This is a genomic window from Gaetbulibacter sp. S0825 (genome assembly GCF_011777505.1).
Taxonomy (GTDB): Bacteria; Bacteroidota; Bacteroidia; order Flavobacteriales; family Flavobacteriaceae; genus Pontimicrobium.
Genome location: NZ_JAATJT010000002.1, coordinates 273910 through 291964, shown reverse-complemented (window position 1 = coordinate 291964; position 18055 = coordinate 273910). Strand labels below are relative to the sequence as shown.

Genomic DNA, 18055 nt, shown 5'->3' with positions numbered 1-18055 from the left:
ACAGCTATAGAATTTTAGCTGTTTTGTCTTGCCTGAAAAATTTGCATATATAAAAATGTTCCCATTTTTCTTGCGCGTCTTTTGGCGTTTTCGGCAGTTTCGCCTTTAAAAAGTTCTTCAATGGTTTCAAACCATAAATTCAACCAAACACCAAAGTGATATTCAGATATTTTGTTACCATGTTCCTTATCAGCTTTGGCATGTGCTTTCAGAGGATCGCCAAAATATTTTGTTTTTAAAAATAAACTGGATTCCCAAAAAGTGGTTAATCGCTCGAGGTGTTCGTCCCAATCGTCTATTCTATCAAAAAAAGGTGCTAATGTTTCATTAACCCTTACTTTTGCGTAAAATGTTGACACTAGTTTAAAAATATCTTCACGAGTTTTAATATCTTTCTTTTCCATTGTTTACAAAGATAGTTCAACAAACTTTTAAATCATATTTTACTTATCTATTTTAGCAGTATGTTATCTATAGTTATAATAGGCGCAGGCAATGTGGCGACACATGTATACAAAGCTTTAAAAAAAGCTGAAGACACTTCTGTTATTCAATGGTACAACAGGAATATAAAGGCTATTGAATCTTACAAAAACGAGGTGAGCCTCACCAAAAATATTGATGATTTAAAACAAGCTGATCTTTACATTATTGCAGTAAGTGATGATGTTATTGGAACACTATCGTCTCAATTACCTTTTACAGATAAATTGGTTGTTCACACTTCTGGAAGTGTTAGTTTACACGATTTAGATAAAAAAAATAGACGCGGAGTCTTTTATCCCTTACAGAGCTTTACAAAAAATGCTGATATCGATTTTACTGAAGTCCCTATTTGTATTGAAATCGAAAACAAGAAAGATTTACAGGTGTTAAAAAACTTATCTGAAGGCTTGGGTTGTAAACATTACAGGGTAAATTCTGACCAACGAGCTGCGTTACATTTAGCTGCGGTATTTGTAAATAATTTTGTGAATCAACTTTACCGTGTAGGGCATGAAGTTACAGAGTCTAAAAGTGTAGATTTTAATATTCTAAAACCATTAATAAAGGAAACAGCTCGTAAAATTGAAACACTCTCACCTTACATGGCGCAAACTGGACCTGCAAAACGTGGTGACAAAAAAACGATTAAAAAACATTTAAGAACCTTAGACAAAGAGATTCATAAAGACATTTATGAGTTACTAACAAAATCAATAAAATTAACCCATGGCAAAAAGCTATAAAGAATATTTAAAACATATTACCACTTTCATCTTTGATGTTGATGGTGTACTTACAGATGGAACAGTAACCATTACTACAAAAGGTGAAATGCTAAGAAGAATGAATATTAAAGATGGATATGCCATTAAAACAGCTGTTGACAAAGGCTATAATATGTGTATCATTTCTGGTGGCTCAAATGAAGGTGTACGTTTGCGTTTAAAAGGACTAGGAGTCAATGACATTTACTTAGGAGCAAACAATAAAATTGATCAAATGAACGAGTTTTTACATATCTACGACATAAAACTAGAGAATGTACTTTATATGGGAGACGATATACCTGACTACCCAACAATGAAGTTAGCAGGTTTACCTTGTTGCCCACAAGATGCGGCGCCTGAGATTAAAGAGATATCTAGTTATGTATCACATAAAAATGGTGGGAAAGGTGCTGTTCGTGATGTGATTGAACAAGTACTAAAAGTTCAAGGCAAGTGGGATGCCAATTTTGATGCGAAATACGATTGAGAGGAAATAGAAGAAATAAAAGAAGGCATAAAATTGGCTTTGGTTACATAGGTTCTGGCAATACTCACGACGTTTTTTTTAGGAAACCAAAGATTGTGTTTTCTGAAATTAAGCACAAACTCAATTTACAAAGTCAAGAGAAGTTTCATAAAGACTTTAATGACAAGAAATTAACCAATATTGAAAGAAATAGAATTAAAGATAGAATTAGAGAAACTGAAAAACAACGAATGAAGAAAATAATATTCATTTTCATTATTACTTTTCTAACAATATTCATTTTAGTGAGATACCTAATTAGTTATTTATTCTCTTAAAGATGACTAATATTTTAAACCTCATCCGCTGGAAAAATCTGTTGCTAATCGCATTGGTTCAAGTTCTTGTTAAATACGCATTGTTTGAGTCGTATAATATTCAACTTACTTTAAATACACTCCAATTTACTCTACTTGTATTAGCAACAATACTTATAGCAGCAGCAGGAAATATTATTAACGACATCTACGATATTGAAACCGATTTGGTAAACAAACCAGAAAAAGTAATTGTAAATAAAACGCTCTCAGAAAAAACGGCTTTAAACTTATTTATTGCTTTAAATCTCCTTGGTGTTGGTTTAGGGTTTTATTTGTCTAATGTTATTGGAAGAAGTGGTTTTTCGGTCATTTTTGTATTAATTTCAGCTTTACTTTACATTTATGCATCGTATTTAAAACAAACATTACTATTAGGAAATATTCTTGTGTCTGCTTTGGTTGGATTAAGCATTTTAATCGTTCCTGTTTTTGATTTAATACCTTCGATAACTAGCTCTAATAGAGAACTATATTTATACATTTTTAAAATTGCTTTCACATATGCTATTTTTGCTTTTATGATTAACCTTCTTCGTGAAATAATTAAAGACATTGAAGATGTTAATGGTGACTATAAAGCTCAAATGAAAACGCTACCAATACTTATTGGAAGAGATAGAACAACCATGGTTGTTTTTGCCCTTTCATTTATTCCTTTATTAGCAGTTGTAAATTATATTGTTTCACAATTGTACAATAACATGTTGGCTGTTATTTACTTTCTGATATTCGTGGTTGGACCCATGCTCTATTTTACTATCAAGGTCTTTTCGGCAGAACAAAAAAAGGATTATCAACATTTATCTAATGTTTTAAAAGTAATTATGTTGTTTGGTGTATTATCTTTGTTACTATATCCATTCGTAATTAATTAATGCTCAACGAAAAACTTAAAGATTATCGAATTATTTTAGCATCAGGCTCACCGAGGCGTCAGGAGTTTTTTAAAAACCTAGGTTTAGAATTTGATATTATTTTAAAACCAGTAAAAGAAGAATATCCTAACCGTTTACGTCACTTTGAAATTAGCAACTATCTAGCACAACTTAAATCTTTGCCTTTTGAAAAAAAACTACAACCAAACGATATCCTTATAACCAGTGACACCATAGTTTGGCACAACGAAGAAGCTCTTGGGAAGCCAAGAGATAAAGACGAAGCTTTTAAAATGCTGCGCTCGCTAAGTGGTAATACTCACGAAGTTATTACATCTGTATGTTTTAAAACTACAACCTCAGAAAAAACAATCCATGACATCACCAAAGTAACTTTTAAAAAACTGTCTGATGATGAGATATGGTATTACATCAATAATTTTCCACCAATGGATAAAGCAGGTGCCTATGGCATACAAGAATGGATTGGGCAAATTGGTGTCACCCACTTGGAAGGCTCCTATTTTAATGTTATGGGATTACCTGTGCATAAGGTGTATAAAACCCTCAATGATATTATAGAACACAAATAATTGGCATGAAAAAAATTAAAAACCACCCTATATTCCTAATAGTAGCAATGCTACTTTTAGGCGTTTCATGTAAGAACAACGATACAACAAAGGAAAACAAAGTAGCAGATTCCATTGTAAAATATAGGACTCTTAGTCAAGAATTTAAAAATTATTGGTATTCTGGTGAAGCCGAAATAACATCTTACACACTGCAACAAGCTCGCTATGGCGAAATTAGAGAAGGACATGCTGTTTTAATTTATGTAACCGAAGATTTTCTTCCTGAAAAACAAGTAAAATCAGATACTCAAAGCCCAGAAAATATATCAGTTTTAAAACTTAATGCTACTAAAAACTTTAATACAGGAATTTATCCGTATTCCATTATGCAAAGCACCTTCTACCCTCTTTCAACTGTAGAACACGCAATTAAAATATCTAGCTCAGTACAAGAATGGTGCGGACAAACATACACGCAACTTAACAACAGGGATGGTTTTGAAATTAATTCGCATTCGTATTTTCAAGGTGAAGCCGACCAAAACACTCAATTAGAAAAAGTACTTTTAGAAAATGAACTTTGGACACAACTTCGAATAAATCCAAAACAACTCCCAACTGGAGACTTACAAATAATTCCTTCATTTGAATTTATAAGCTTAAAACATTTCGAGTTAAGACCTTATAATGCTAATGCAACACTAACTACAACTTCTTATACTATTGAGTACCCTGAATTAGATAGAGTTTTAATAATTAATTTTAACGAAGAATTTCCTTTTGAAATATTAAGCTGGAGCGAATCATTTAAAAGTGGTCCAGAAAAGCTTACAACAAAAGCAACCAAATTAGAAACTATTAAATCGCCTTATTGGAGTAAAAACAGTAACAAAGATGGTGTTTTAAGAGATTCTCTTAAACTTAAATAGCTGTTTGTAAACCTAACTTTTTATCTTTGCACAAACACTATAAAATGAACAATTTCTTTACAACATATAAAACCGAATTAATTGAAACCTTAATAGTATTTATAATATTCTTAGCACTAAGATTTCTTATTCAAGCAATTGTTAGAAAAATAGGTCGTAAAAGCAGTATTAATGATGCGCGTATTAATCTAATAAATAGATATGTAACGGTTACATTATTGTTGGTAGTTTTGCTTATTGAAGCTTTTATCTTTGGCGCTCAACCTGGTGAATTATCATTGGTTTTTTCATCGGTTTTTGCAGTTATTGGTATTGGTCTATTTGCAATTTGGTCTATCCTTAGTAACATCACTTCTGGCGTTATTATGTTCTTTTCGTTTCCCTATAAAGTCGGTGACAAAATTGAAATACATGACAAAGATTTTCCAATAGAAGCCATTATTGAAGATATTCGGGCTTTTCAATTACACCTTAGAATGGATAATGGCGATTTAGTGACCTATCCTAATAATTTAATTTTACAAAAAGCCGTAACTTTAGTCAAGAAAGATGCTATCGATGATGATAGTGATGCTTTATAAATATGGGAAAAAAACGAACTTCAAAGTATAAAAAACACGTAGGGCAAATTCCTGGTGCTATTGTTTATACAGGCGAGAAATCATCAAAACTATTTATTGAGTCTTTTGATTATACAACCGATACCATAGAAGAGAAAGAGCTCATAAATATTGATGATGTATTTCATTACAAAACAACCGACTCTACAACTTGGGTTAATATTAATGGCCTCAATAACACCAATGAAATAGAAAAAATTGGTAAAAATTACGACATTCATCCTTTAACACTTGAAGATATAGTAAACACATCTCAGCGACCAAAAATAGACGAATATGAAAGTTATCTATTCGTCGTTGTAAAAATGCTGTATTATGATAAGGATGAACGCATAGTATCAGAACAAGTAAGTTTTGTTTTAGGCTCAAATTATGTATTATCATTTCAAGAAGCCGAAGGGGATGTTTTTGATTCTGTTAGGGATAGAATAAGAAATAAAAAGGGTCGTATTCGTAATTTAGGAGCAGATTACTTACTCTATGCACTTATTGACTCCGTGGTAGACCATTACTACGAAATTATCGAAACTATGGGGAATAAAATTGAAGAGTTAGAAGACCATCTCTTTAGTGGCAGTCCTAAAGAGGAAGTAACTACACAAATCCAATCACTTAAACGTGAAGTTTTAAGAGTGAGAAAAGCCATTTTCCCTTTACGAGAAATTATAAATCGAATAGAAAAAATTGAACACAAACTCATAAATAAAAAAACGATTCATTTCTTTCGTGATATTTACGATCACATTATTCAAGTGTCCGAAAATATTGATATTTATCGTGAAATGATTTGGGGACTTATGGACATGTACATGACCACCATTAGCAATAAAATGAATGAAGTCATGAAAGTATTGACCATTATTGCTACTATATTTATTCCCCTAACTTTTATTGCAGGTATTTACGGAATGAATTTCGAGAATATTCCAGAGCTCAGTTATAAATATGGGTATTTCGTTTTATGGGGAATTATGATTGTTCTTTTTATTGGCATGTTATTCTACTTTAAACGAAAAAAGTGGCTATAACCGTTAAAGAAAGATTAAAACCACCTTTAACGCGTCGTTTCTTTTATATATTTGATTTTAGCAAACCACTATAACCATGCACAAGTTCAAAACAGCAATACTCTTTGCTCTTTTTTCAATACTAACATCTTACGGTCAACAACCTCAAAAACCAAGTACTTCTGAGATTTATGAGGCTGTTCAAAAACTAAATGTTTTAGGCTCTGTTTTATATGTAGCTGCACATCCTGACGATGAGAATACACGTCTTATCTCATATATGTCCAATCATGTTAAGGCTAGAACAGCCTATCTATCTGTGACTCGTGGTGATGGTGGACAGAATTTAATTGGACCTGAAATTAGAGAATTGTTAGGCGTGATTCGTACGCAAGAATTATTGGCTGCAAGACGCGTTGACGGTGGAGAGCAACGTTTTACAAGAGCAAATGACTTTGGATATTCCAAACATCCTGACGAAACCTTTGCTATTTGGGATAAAGAAAAAGTACTAGGTGATGTTATTTGGGCCATACGACAGTTTAAACCAGATGTTATTATTAATAGGTTCGACCATAGAAATCCAGGAACTACACATGGTCATCATACAGGCTCAGCCATGTTAAGCATGGAAGCATTCGATATGGTTAGCGACAAAAACAGCTATCCCAACCAATTAAAATATGTAGATACTTGGCAACCTAAAAGATTATTCTTTAATACTGGTTGGTGGTTTTATGGGAGTCAAGAAAATTTTGAAAAAGCCGATAAAAGTGGAATGCTAAACTTTGATGTTGGTGTATTCTATCCACATAAAGGATTGTCAAATAACGAAGTGGCGTCACTTGCAAGTAGTCAACATTTATGTCAAGGCTTTGGTCGTTTAACTACTCGTGGGTCACAGGATGAATACATTGAGTTTTTAAAAGGAGAATTCCCAGAAGATAAAAACAATATCTTTTCAGGTATCGATGTGTCATGGAATCGTATTAAAGGCGGAAAAGCTATTGGAGACATTTTATATAAGGTAGAAAAAAACTTCAATTTTAGAGATCCTTCCGTTCATTTAAACGATTTAGTAAGCGCATACAGACTTCTACAAAACATTGAAGATAAGCATTGGAAAGGCATAAAAACCAAAGAGTTAAAAAATATTATTGAAGCATGTTTAGGCTTGTACTTAGAAGTCTCAGCTAGCACACCTACCACAAGTACTGGAAGCGATATTACATTAAATTTTGAAACTTTAAACCGAAGTAATGCTGCTCTAAATTTAGTGTCTTATAAAGTATCTTCCGAAAGCAATTCAGTTGAAAAAAGTCTAGCCTTGTCTCCTAACAAAAAAGAAACTTTTAAACAAGAAATCACATTACCTATAAGCATAAAAACAACCACACCTTATTGGCTTGAAGAAAAAGGAACTTTAGGAATGTATAAGGTCGATGACCAAACCTTAATTGGCAAGCCTGAAACACCTAGAGGGTTAACTGTCGATTTCAATCTATCCATAAATAACACACCAATCACCATTACAAAAGACGTAGTGTATCGCTACTCAAAACCAGATAAAGGTGAACTATATCGACCTTTTGAGATTATTCCAGAAGTATCTGCAAGCATTAGCAATAAAGTAGTCATTTTCGAAAACGACAAACAAAAAGAAATACAAGTGGTTGTAAAAGCTGGTAGAGACAATATCGACGGTTCTATTAGCCTTGAACATCCAACCGATTGGAATGTATATCCACAGCAGCAAAAAGTAACGATAGAAAATAAAGGAGACACTCAAACTCTAGTATTTACTGTGATTCCTCCAAAATTCCAAAGTGAAGGAACGCTAGTGCCAAAAGTCACTGTTAATGGAAAAACCAATTCAAAAGAGATTGTTGAAATTGATTACAGCCACATTCCGTTTCAAACGGTTTTACTGCCAAGTGAAAGTAAAATTGTTCGCTTAGATATTCAAAAACGTGGTGAAAACATTGCTTATATCGAAGGTGCTGGCGATGTTGTTCCTGAAAGTTTACAACAAATAGGTTACAATGTCATTAAAGTAAAACCAGAAGATATTACTTCTGAAAATTTAGCACGCTTTGATGCTGTGGTTGTTGGCATTAGAGCCTATAACATTGTAGATGAATTAAAATTTAAGCAAGATATTTTGTTTGACTTTGTAGAGCAAGGTGGCAATATGATTGTGCAATACAATACTAGCAGAGGTGTTAAGGTAGATAACATTGCACCTTTCGATTTAAAACTATCAAGAGACAGAGTTACCGATGAAAACGCTGAAGTAAGAATATTAAATCCCGACCACGAACTTTTAAATTTCCCGAATAAAATCACCTCAAAAGATTTTGATGGTTGGACTCAAGAACGCGGATTGTATTTTCCTAATGAATGGAGTAAAGAGTTTACACCTCTTATTTCTATAAACGACAAAGGGGAAACACCAAAAGATGGCAGTTTACTAGTAGCTAAACACGGTAAAGGTCATTATATTTATACAGGATTAAGCTTTTTTAGAGAGTTTCCTGCAGGCGTTTCTGGAGCCTATAGACTTTTTTCAAATATGCTATCTATTGGAAAGGATAATATCAATTTAAACAAAAAACTAACTGACTAATATGGAAAATCATTCATACCAAAAAGCAAAATGGAAAAACTGGTACACACTGGTTTTAGTGGCTAATGCCATTTATATTATTCTTTTTTATATCATAACTCAGTCACTGTCGTAGTATGAATCATTTTACAAAATTAGAAACCTTAGACTGGACTATCTTAATATTTACACTAGTTACCATTGTTGCTTATGGTACTTGGATAACCAGAAAAAATAGAGACGTTAAAGATTACTTAAAAGGCGGAAGCACCTCAAAATGGTGGACTATTGGCTTATCTGTCATGGCAACTCAAGCAAGTGCCATTACCTTCCTTTCTACACCTGGACAAGCATTTAACGACGGAATGGGCTTTGTACAATTTTATTTTGGATTGCCAATTGCTATGATTGTTATTTGTATGGTATTTATTCCATTATACCATCGATTAAATGTATATACCGCTTATGAGTTTTTAGAAAATCGATTTGATTTAAAAACCAGAACTCTAACAGCAATCCTATTTTTAATACAACGTGGACTTGCAGCTGGAATTACCATTTTTGCACCTTCAATTATATTATCTGTGGTGCTTGGTTGGAATTTGGTATTACTAAACATCATCATCGGAATCCTTGTAATCATCTATACCGTTTCAGGAGGCACCAAAGCAGTAAGCGTGACTCAAAAACACCAAATGGTCGTGATTTTTACAGGAATGGTCGTTGCTTTTATCATTATTGTAAGTAAACTTCCTGCAGACATAACATTCTCCAATGCCTTGGAAATCGCTGGAGCTAATGGAAAAATGGAAGTCTTAGATTTCTCATTCGACTTAAACAATCGCTACACTTTTTGGAGCGGTATTATTGGTGGTACGTTTTTAATGCTCTCTTATTTTGGTACAGACCAAAGTCAGGTGCAACGTTATTTAAGCGGAAAATCGGTTAAAGAAATGCAATTAGGCTTATTATTTAATGGCTTACTAAAAGTTCCAATGCAGTTCTTTATTTTATTAGTTGGTGTAATGGTATTTGTATTTTACCAGTTTAATGCAGCACCTTTAAATTTCAATCCAGATGCAACCAAAACAGTTTTAAACTCGGAATATGCCGATGAATACAAAGCATTGCAAGCACAACAAGCCGCTATTTTTAATGACAAGCAAACCTATATTGCCGACTTTATTAATAACAATAACGAAGCTACAACTAGCAAAATTGCTGAAGCAAACAATGCTTATGAAGCACTTAGAAGCGAAGCAAGAATTTTAATTGAAAAAGCAGCAGATGCGCAACAAGTAAAAGTAGAAAAGAATGATAAAGATTATGTGTTTATCAACTTTATATTAAACAACTTGCCAAGAGGCTTGATAGGCTTATTATTGGCAGTTATTTTAAGTGCAGCTATGTCGAGTACCTCTAGTGAATTAAATGCTTTAGCATCTACTACCACTATCGATTTATACAAACGAAATACTGGGAAGCATTCTGAAGAAGAGATGGTAAAAGCCTCCAAACTATTTACCTTAGGTTGGGGTATTTTAGCCATTGGTATTGCCTGTGTTGCCAACCTCGCCGAAAATTTAATACAATTAGTAAATATTATTGGTTCTATTTTCTACGGAAACGTTTTAGGAATCTTTTTACTCGCATTTTTTGTAAGATGGGTAAAAGGAAACGCCGTGTTTACCGCAGCATTAATTACGCAAGTACTTGTGATAGGCTTATTTTTACTAAACGAATACGAATTTATTAATCTGCCATTTCTATGGTTAAATTTTGTTGGTTGTGTGATAGTCATGGTAATTGCCATACTGCTTCAAACAATTGATAGAAGTTCGCCTAGTGAAGAATTAGAAGCTATTGGTGAGTAATTTTTAGTTACGCTTATCGTGTTTGTGTATGATTCTTTACAAAGGGACACGAGTGGGTTTTTCGATTAATAACTAAATTAATTATACACGTTTTAAGACACAATCCTTTTAGGTCAATTTAAACGAGATAACTTATTATCTATTAAAGTTAAATTAGCATTCGTATCAAAGGATTTGCTATTTGAATCCAAAATATATAGATTTTGAAGAATACCTTCTTCGGCTAGAATATTAGTTTCAATTAAGGTTGTTCTCATTTGAATTTCCCCAAGATTAACATCACCTTGCAATTCTATTGTGGAGGATTTTTCTTTATCGAAATTTGAAATATTCACAAATGCTTGACCAATTTTTCTCTCCATTGAATAGAAATACTTTTTATGTATTAGAACAAGTATTGCTAAGATAATTCCATTCTGAAACTTGTCAACTTTTTCATTGTCAAATTGTAAATTATTAACTTTTAAAGTTTCTTTAAAGTCCGAAATAATCAGTTCAGAAGAGAATAATGGTTCTATTTTAATAAAAGAAAAAGCGTATTTTAAAATTGAAATAATTTTAGGTATATCTCTTTGTTGAACAAAATATTTTCCATTTTCCTTTCTTATATATCTTTTGACTTTTTCAACTTCTTTATTATTTTCTTCTTTATTTCCCAAATTGTTTAGTTGAAAAATTATAAAATCAAATTCCCATTTTTCTAAAGATCTTTCGAGGTTCAATTTCTCATTATTGAATTGATATTTTAAGTACGCTTGCATTCTACAATATTTTTTATAGAAAGAATTAAATGTAGCACCCGAATCTCTATTATGATGAGCAACAAAATGACTGATTTCCTTAATGATATTATTATCAGGGATATATTCTCTTAATCGAATTAGAATCAGCTCAAAATCATCTTCGTTTATTTCTCCCGAATGAATTTTGCTAATTCCATCTTGAATTTTAATTCTAACATTTGATGGTAGTTCTTGCATCTTAAATTTTGCTGGGGTATTGTTGTTAACTTAATTTTATAATCGATTTAATATTGAAGTAAATTCAGCACAAGTAATTCATATCAAATTTAACTGCTAAGTTACTAACTAATAATAGTTTACTAAAACAAACTTATAAACAGTTTTAAACAAAAAAGCGAGCCAATGGGTTCGCTTTTTTTACGTTTTTTTGTTTTAGTGACCATGTTTTACAGGAAATCCTAACTGTGCCCAAATTAAAATACCTTCATCTAAAATAGCTGTATTGGTATAGCCTAGTTTATTTAATTTGCTAACTACTTTTCCTGATGCTGCATGAGGACATGCACAATAGGCAACTATCATGGTGTTTTCTTTAGGAATGTGCTTAATAAACTCTTCAGGGTCTTCATAGTAAGGTACTGGAATAGACCCAGGAATATGTGTTTGCCTCCATGCAACCTGCGATCGAGCATCTAATATCACCAATCTTGTACTGTCTCCTATGGCTTGGTTTAACTGCTTAGCTGATACATAACGCCCTTCTCTCAACTTAAAATTAGGCTGAGAACCATTTGGGTTTAAAATGTAGTTTTCTGGCGTTGGTATTTTAATAGAATCGGTTTTTGGTACATTCCAGCCAGAAGCTCTACTTCTTAAAAAAGTAGTAACACCATCTATTTCCTTTTCACTGAGGGAATCTTTAAAAGCTACCATTGGTGTGCCATCTCTTCCTTCTTTAATAGCATAGCGTAAAAAATCATCGGTTGCCGTAGCCAAAAGCATGGGGTTTCCTAAAGCTGGTGCAGTAATACCTTCTCCTTCATTTCCATGGCAAACGGCGCATTGTGTTTGGTAAACTTCTTTTCCTAATGCTACATCACCAACTACTGGGTCTCGAGAAAGCTCAATAGGTTTTTCAATACCAGCTTCTTCTTCTAGCCATTTTATGAGTAACTCTATTTCTATGAGTGTCAGTGGGCCGCCTAACTGGTCGTAATATCCAGCCATTGCAGATTCTCCTCTACCAAATTGAATCGTGTACCTTATAAAATTATTGCTTTTTGATGATCCTAATAAAGATTTAGAGCGTAATGAAGGTGCATTATCTGCAGCATACCCTTCCCTGTCCTTTCCGTGGCATAATGCACAATATTGCTGATACATGGCATTAGCATTATGTCGTGCAACGCTGTCTAGTTTCGCTCCGTAATTTATTTGAACTTTCTGTACCATTAATGCCTGCATCTCAGATTCTTGTTTGAATTCCAACTGCAAGCCATACGCGTATTCTTTTAAAACTGTTAACTGCTTTAAAGTAGCATCCCATTGCAAAGCCTCTTCTGGTAAGTTTTCTTTTAGAAAAGCATAGGTTTCATCAATGTTTTTAACCTCAAAAAGCATACTGAACACGCTAGCATTTTCCTTGCTTGCTGAGTCCGATTGCTCACTTTTTTCTGATGGTGATGCAATTAATTGTATTTCTTGATTTCTTTTAATTTTAAACCTTACGTTATCTTGGTGTAATGAATCCTTTAGTTCTTCTAATCCCATTTTTAAGAACTCGTTACGCGCAGCGTCTATATCCTGAACCATCAATTTTATTGCAACTACACCAAGAGCACCATTTGGGTGTTTTAAAAAGCCTCTTTGCATATTATAAAAGCTGTTCCATTCGTTCATTCGTTCATAAGGAAAATCAGGCATCTTTGAAAATTGCGGAAGATATTCTTGCTTCTGTATATCTTTAAAGCTCAAATTTAATAGCTCAAAATACTCATCATCCCATGCTTCTTTATTTGGTGATTCATTTAATGTTCTATAGGTATCAATAGAATCCATTTCAAAACCTCTTGAAGTAAGCCATGAATAAGTACTATCTATAGACGAGCTTGAAAAGGTGTACATCCTAACACCAGGTTTTTGTCTTAAAAACTGATGCAATACAGAGTCTTTTCCAGTAACAGGAATAGAGTCAATAACTGACAATAATTCTATAGACGACATATCTGGAAACCCTAATCTACTAGTAAGTGTTCCTTTGATATTGCCTTTTTCTGCTTCTTTGGATCTCCCCAATGAGAATCCAAGTTTTTCTGAAAAATACTGACGTGCACTATCTATGTTGGCAACATTTATTGTAGCCGAACTAAAACCAAACCCTCTTCCTAGTAAAAAAGGTTCTTCTTCTACCATAGCGTATTGATCCTTTTTACAAGACACTAAAGATGTAAAGCATAGAATTGTGATAATAATGGCATGGATATAAAATTTCTTACTTAGGTTTGCTTTTTTTGAGGCTTCTACTGATTTACTCATGAACAATTAATTGGTTAGTTATAGACTCTAAATATAGTATACAATATTTTAATCTTAGTTTATTTGATTATCTAATGTGCTAAATATTAATTCATTCACTCAGAAAAAGAGACTTTATTCAATCTAAAAATCTTATAATTCCAAAAAACCATGAATCCATGTCTTTTTATCTAATATGAAATTAGGATGCACATCGCCATTTTTAAGAGTCATGGAATGGTCTGTTACTTTATAGTTTTTAATTTCAAAAATAGGCTTGTCTGGTATTAACGTAATTGATTTTTTAGGATCAACCAAAATATCTAATTCGCCGTATTGAAACAATACTGGACATGTTATACCATCTAGTTTACCTTCTTGAGTAAAATGTACATCTTGTGATAATGGTCTTTGAGGTAATCGTGTCGAATTACTTGGTAAATAATTAATTTCTGGATGAAGCTTTCTAAAGGCATTTACTTTTTTAATAGTTTCACTTGTAATGTTGCCTAAGCTAACTTCTTCAAGATAGATATCCCAAAGACGAACAGCTTCGTTTACAGTAACAGAATCGATGTTTCTTGATAAGAAATTATGCTTAATGGCGTATAGATGGTTTTTTTTATAAGACTCAATGGGTCCAGATACAGCATTCACAAAAGCTATGTCTTCAGGAAACTCAATAGCCATATTTAGAGCTAGTCTTCCTCCTTCGCTCATTCCATGTACTCCAACTTTGTTAGAATTGACATATTCTTTATTAGACAACCAAGTAAACAATTCGTAATATTCATTAGTTTTATCTACAAAGCTCTGCGCTCTCCAGCTCTTTTTAGTTTTTGATAACCCAGAACCAGATTTATCACATACTAAGGCTACAACCCCTTGTTTAGCAAAAAACTCAGCTTCATAGAGGTAATTAGACAACCCTACGTTGCCACCACCTTGTAAACATAAAACAGCAGGCATTTTTTTATCAATACCTACAGGTCTAAATAAGATTCCGAATATGGTACCATTAGAGGTTTCTATTCTAACAGAATCCCTAGTGATTTCATATTCATTAGTAGTAATTGTTGGTAATTGCTTTGAAGCATTACTTACACAACTTGTAAGGAATACAAATGCGATAAGAATATATTTCATTGCGACTTATTTAATGACTTTTCAAGTTGATTTAAAAATACAACAAACTCTCAAATATAGTTATAAAAAAAGCGAGCATATAGCTCGCTTTTTTAATTTTATATACTATAAATGATTAATTCATCCATTCAGCAAGTGATGCTTTATTCATTTTAACATACTGTGTATTTCCAGCTTTTTCAGAAGCAGCTAAAGACTTTTTAGCAAGTTCTACAGCTCCTTTTTTATCACCTGCAGCAGCGTAAATAAGCGACTGTTGACGCAGTTGCCAAAATGCAGGATTCTCAATCTTACTCATAGCCTTATCTATCCATTTTTTTGCAGTAGCTGGATCTTTACCTGCACTTAAATAATAACCTGCAGCTGCATAATAATCATTTGCACTAGGGCCTCCCAACATTTTATCAATAGCAGCCGATACTTTAGCATCAGTTGGTACAGTAAATGGAATCGTGATATACGTTTGTTCCCACATGATATCTAAATTAGCACTAGCATCTCTAATATTATTGATATCAATGGTGAATGTTTCTACGACAAAAGGAATTGGCATTGCTTCGACCGTTGCTTTTGCAGCAATTTTAGATTCATCCAAAGTTTGAGGCGCTCCATTTCCTTGATGTTCTGTGTATAAATATACTTCCCAATTCTTTTCTCCTGGTATAGTGAAAATAGCATATGTTCCTGCTTTTACCTCCTGACCTGCAAAAGTAATATCGTCACTAAATGTAATTTTAGTTCTTGCATTAGCTCCTGTTCTCCATACTTTTCCAAATTGTTCTAATCCACCAAATATTTTTCTTCCCTTTACTCCTGGTCTAGAATAGTCAATAGTAATATCTGTTAACCCAACCTTTTGCTCTACTTTGGATGCAGGACTTGGTGCAGGGGTTTGCAATTGTGCATTTATTGCGTAAGACAATGTAAACGCAAGCATTATTAAAAGTAATTTTTTCATGTGTATTAAGATTTAATGTTATTTTTTTAATTACACAAATTTACAAAATCAAACTAAGAAAATAATGACTCCAATTATATTGTGTATTACTATGCTTTTAGGTAATATTTCTTTCTCAGCCAAAAAGCCACTCTTACAAGTAAAATTAAAGCAGGAACTTCAACTAAAGGCCCAATAACACCAGTAAATGCTTGGCCTGAATTTAATCCGAAAACTGCAATAGATACTGCAATAGCTAGCTCAAAATTGTTTCCAGCTGCTGTAAACGAAATGGCCGCATTTTTATCGTAAGACGCTCCCATAGCTTTAGATACAAAAAAGCCAATGAGAAACATGATTGCAAAATAAATAAGTAACGGAATAGCTATGGTTACAACATCCATTGGGATTTCAACAATGAGCTCTCCTTTTAATGAAAACATTAGGACAATAGTAAATAACAATGCTATTAAAGTAATTGGTGAAATTGTTGGGATGAATTTTTTGGTGTACCACTCTTCGCCTTTTGCTTTTACTAATATAAGTCTACTTAATATGCCAGCTAAAAAAGGAATCCCCAAATAAATTGCGACGCTTTCAGCTATTGTCACAATGGAAATATCTACAATAGCACCTTCAAAACCAAGTAATGGTGGAAGTTTTGTAATAAAAAGCCAAGCGTAAAAACTATAAGCAAATACTTGAAAAACACTATTTAATGCCACCAAACCTGCACCATATTCGCTGCTACCTTCTGCTAAATCGTTCCACACCAAAACCATGGCAATACAACGTGCTAAGCCTATTAAAATCAATCCAACCATGTAATCTGGGTGGTCTTGCAGAAATATCAATGCCAAGACAAACATTAAAATTGGACCTACAATCCAATTTAAAAATAAAGAGATGGACAATACCTTAACATTCTTAAAAACCTTTGGCAATAGCTTGTAATCAACTTTTGCTAAAGGTGGATACATCATTAATATTAATCCAATTGCAATAGGAATATTTGTTGTGCCACTACTGTAAGAATCTATATAAGACGTAATGGGAGGGAAAAAATAGCCTAAAGCGACACCTAAACCCATAGCGATAAAAATCCATAAGGTAAGGTATGAGTCTAAGAAACTAAGTTTTTTACTTGATGAAGCCATTAGAAATAAGGTTTAGAGCAAAAGTAAATATTAAACACCTTATAAAACAACATTAATGGAATTATGATAGGATTCTTGACAAAAACATAACATTAGTTAAAATAACTATGTTAAATTTTGTTTAATCTTTATTATTTTAAATTAAACATTTTGTAATTTTGGGACATCTAAAGAATAAATAGTAATAAAAAGAAATAAACTAAGTATGGATATAATAAACAAAGCCTTAGAGTTTGAAAAACAAAAAAGACGTAGCTTATCTACAAGTGATAGAGTGAAAATTTCTAGAGAAGCAAAATCACTTATTTTAGGTTTGAATGAAATCTATAAAAAGGAAAAAGATGCTCGAATTATGGACATCATGAAACGTTTAACCGTGATAAAGCAGAAAATAGAAAAACGTCTTAAAGGTCGACCGTTAACAGAGGCATACTAAATGGATTTCTTAAAAAAATCAATAAAAAATATTTTTAGCTCAGATTTAGATAAAAAGAACATTCACAAACATTCTATTTATGATATAAAAATAAATAGCTTACAAGGTAAATCAATCCATTTTTCTGATTTTAAAGGGAAACACATTTTATTTGTTAATGTAGCCTCAAAATGTGGCTTTACACCTCAATATAAAGAGCTTCAAAAACTTCATGATACCTTTAAAAACAAGCTTGTGGTTATTGGTGTTCCATGCAATCAATTTGGAAGTCAAGAGCCAGGTACTGCTTTTGAAATTCAAGAGTTTTGTGAAGTAAATTATGGTGTCGATTTCTTAATTACAGAAAAAATTGATGTTAAAGGAAACGCACAACATCCACTATACAAATGGCTAACTGATAAAAATATAAATGGTTTTAATAATTCCAATGTTAAATGGAATTTTCAAAAATACCTTGTGAATCCTAAAGGTAATCTAGTTGACTATTTTTACTCAACAACAAAACCATTAAGTAAAAAAATAACGAAATACTTATAAT

General features: G+C 32.6%; 17 protein-coding genes. 11 read left to right on the top strand and 6 right to left on the bottom strand.

The features are described from left to right. Nucleotides 1–14: 14 nt before the first annotated feature. On the bottom strand, nt 15–404 hold the full coding sequence (locus tag HB672_RS08910) for a group III truncated hemoglobin (protein WP_167611182.1): 390 nt from the start codon (nt 402–404) through the stop codon (nt 15–17). Between the two features lie 60 nt (nt 405–464). Between HB672_RS08910 and HB672_RS08905 the strand changes: the two genes are divergently transcribed. The 9 genes from HB672_RS08905 (at nt 465) to HB672_RS08865 (ending at nt 10584) form a co-directional block, all read left to right on the top strand. Next, entirely contained in the window at nt 465–1229 is a 765-nt protein-coding gene (locus HB672_RS08905; RefSeq protein WP_167611179.1) for a Rossmann-like and DUF2520 domain-containing protein, read from the top strand. After that, the gene (locus HB672_RS08900) at nt 1213–1740 is read left to right on the top strand and encodes an HAD-IIIA family hydrolase (RefSeq protein ID WP_167611176.1); all 528 of its coding nucleotides are present in this window, start codon (nt 1213–1215) and stop codon (nt 1738–1740) included. Before HB672_RS08905 ends, HB672_RS08900 begins: the two co-directional genes overlap by 17 nt. Before the next feature lie 319 nt (nt 1741–2059). Beyond that, nucleotides 2060–2974: a geranylgeranylglycerol-phosphate geranylgeranyltransferase gene (locus tag HB672_RS08895; RefSeq protein WP_167611173.1), complete on the top strand. Its 915-nt coding sequence runs from the start codon at nt 2060–2062 to the stop codon at nt 2972–2974. Next, nucleotides 2974–3567, top strand: coding sequence for a Maf-like protein (locus HB672_RS08890; protein WP_167611170.1), 594 nt, complete (start codon nt 2974–2976; stop codon nt 3565–3567). Before HB672_RS08895 ends, HB672_RS08890 begins: the two co-directional genes overlap by 1 nt. 5 nt (nt 3568–3572) lie before the next feature. Next, nucleotides 3573–4478 (top strand): septum formation inhibitor Maf, encoded by a 906-nt coding sequence (locus HB672_RS08885; protein WP_167611168.1) that lies wholly within the window; start codon nt 3573–3575, stop codon nt 4476–4478. A gap of 44 nt (nt 4479–4522) precedes the next feature. Further along, nucleotides 4523–5059 (top strand): mechanosensitive ion channel domain-containing protein, encoded by a 537-nt coding sequence (locus tag HB672_RS08880; protein ID WP_167611165.1) that lies wholly within the window; start codon nt 4523–4525, stop codon nt 5057–5059. Nucleotides 5060–5061: 2 nt separating this feature from the next. Further along, complete coding sequence (gene corA, locus HB672_RS08875; RefSeq protein WP_167611162.1) at nt 5062–6126, top strand: magnesium/cobalt transporter CorA; 1065 nt, start codon at nt 5062–5064, stop codon at nt 6124–6126. Between the two features lie 76 nt (nt 6127–6202). Next, a complete protein-coding gene (locus HB672_RS08870; RefSeq protein WP_167611159.1) occupies nt 6203–8731 on the top strand; it encodes a PIG-L family deacetylase in 2529 nt (842 codons plus the stop codon). Between the two features lie 116 nt (nt 8732–8847). After that, the gene (locus tag HB672_RS08865) at nt 8848–10584 is read left to right on the top strand and encodes a sodium:solute symporter (protein ID WP_167611156.1); all 1737 of its coding nucleotides are present in this window, start codon (nt 8848–8850) and stop codon (nt 10582–10584) included. A 113-nt stretch (nt 10585–10697) separates the two neighbouring features. Here HB672_RS08865 and HB672_RS08860 read toward each other — a convergent pair whose 3' ends face one another. The 5 genes from HB672_RS08860 to arsB all read right to left on the bottom strand — a co-directional run bounded on the left by HB672_RS08860 (nt 10698) and on the right by arsB (nt 17081). After that, the gene (locus tag HB672_RS08860; RefSeq protein ID WP_167611153.1) at nt 10698–11564 is read right to left on the bottom strand and encodes a hypothetical protein; all 867 of its coding nucleotides are present in this window, start codon (nt 11562–11564) and stop codon (nt 10698–10700) included. A 195-nt stretch (nt 11565–11759) separates the two neighbouring features. Then, nucleotides 11760–13862: a c-type cytochrome gene (locus tag HB672_RS08855; protein WP_167611150.1), complete on the bottom strand. Its 2103-nt coding sequence runs from the start codon at nt 13860–13862 to the stop codon at nt 11760–11762. A 132-nt stretch (nt 13863–13994) separates the two neighbouring features. Then, entirely contained in the window at nt 13995–14987 is a 993-nt protein-coding gene (locus HB672_RS08850) for an acyl-CoA thioester hydrolase/BAAT C-terminal domain-containing protein (RefSeq protein ID WP_167611147.1), read from the bottom strand. A 115-nt stretch (nt 14988–15102) separates the two neighbouring features. Then, complete coding sequence (locus tag HB672_RS08845) at nt 15103–15945, bottom strand: DUF2911 domain-containing protein (protein ID WP_167611144.1); 843 nt, start codon at nt 15943–15945, stop codon at nt 15103–15105. A gap of 89 nt (nt 15946–16034) precedes the next feature. Next, on the bottom strand, nt 16035–17081 hold the full coding sequence (gene arsB / locus HB672_RS08840; RefSeq protein WP_167611141.1) for an ACR3 family arsenite efflux transporter: 1047 nt from the start codon (nt 17079–17081) through the stop codon (nt 16035–16037). A gap of 205 nt (nt 17082–17286) precedes the next feature. Here arsB and HB672_RS08835 point away from each other — a divergent pair, with 205 nt between their 5' ends. Then, on the top strand, nt 17287–17517 hold the full coding sequence (locus HB672_RS08835) for a hypothetical protein (RefSeq protein ID WP_167611138.1): 231 nt from the start codon (nt 17287–17289) through the stop codon (nt 17515–17517). Continuing rightward, nucleotides 17518–18054: a glutathione peroxidase gene (locus HB672_RS08830; RefSeq protein ID WP_167611135.1), complete on the top strand. Its 537-nt coding sequence runs from the start codon at nt 17518–17520 to the stop codon at nt 18052–18054. Nucleotide 18055 lies beyond the last annotated feature (1 nt).

Coding starts and splice junctions, on each gene's coding strand:
- HB672_RS08910 (WP_167611182.1), bottom strand. CDS start 404: ATGGAAAAGAAAGATATTAAAACTCGTGAAGATATTTTTAAACTAGTG.
- HB672_RS08905 (WP_167611179.1), top strand. CDS start 465: ATGTTATCTATAGTTATAATAGGCGCAGGCAATGTGGCGACACATGTA.
- HB672_RS08900 (WP_167611176.1), top strand. CDS start 1,213: ATGGCAAAAAGCTATAAAGAATATTTAAAACATATTACCACTTTCATC.
- HB672_RS08895 (WP_167611173.1), top strand. CDS start 2,060: ATGACTAATATTTTAAACCTCATCCGCTGGAAAAATCTGTTGCTAATC.
- HB672_RS08890 (WP_167611170.1), top strand. CDS start 2,974: ATGCTCAACGAAAAACTTAAAGATTATCGAATTATTTTAGCATCAGGC.
- HB672_RS08885 (WP_167611168.1), top strand. CDS start 3,573: ATGAAAAAAATTAAAAACCACCCTATATTCCTAATAGTAGCAATGCTA.
- HB672_RS08880 (WP_167611165.1), top strand. CDS start 4,523: ATGAACAATTTCTTTACAACATATAAAACCGAATTAATTGAAACCTTA.
- corA (WP_167611162.1), top strand. CDS start 5,062: ATGGGAAAAAAACGAACTTCAAAGTATAAAAAACACGTAGGGCAAATT.
- HB672_RS08870 (WP_167611159.1), top strand. CDS start 6,203: ATGCACAAGTTCAAAACAGCAATACTCTTTGCTCTTTTTTCAATACTA.
- HB672_RS08865 (WP_167611156.1), top strand. CDS start 8,848: ATGAATCATTTTACAAAATTAGAAACCTTAGACTGGACTATCTTAATA.
- HB672_RS08860 (WP_167611153.1), bottom strand. CDS start 11,564: ATGCAAGAACTACCATCAAATGTTAGAATTAAAATTCAAGATGGAATT.
- HB672_RS08855 (WP_167611150.1), bottom strand. CDS start 13,862: ATGAGTAAATCAGTAGAAGCCTCAAAAAAAGCAAACCTAAGTAAGAAA.
- HB672_RS08850 (WP_167611147.1), bottom strand. CDS start 14,987: ATGAAATATATTCTTATCGCATTTGTATTCCTTACAAGTTGTGTAAGT.
- HB672_RS08845 (WP_167611144.1), bottom strand. CDS start 15,945: ATGAAAAAATTACTTTTAATAATGCTTGCGTTTACATTGTCTTACGCA.
- arsB (WP_167611141.1), bottom strand. CDS start 17,081: ATGGCTTCATCAAGTAAAAAACTTAGTTTCTTAGACTCATACCTTACC.
- HB672_RS08835 (WP_167611138.1), top strand. CDS start 17,287: ATGGATATAATAAACAAAGCCTTAGAGTTTGAAAAACAAAAAAGACGT.
- HB672_RS08830 (WP_167611135.1), top strand. CDS start 17,518: ATGGATTTCTTAAAAAAATCAATAAAAAATATTTTTAGCTCAGATTTA.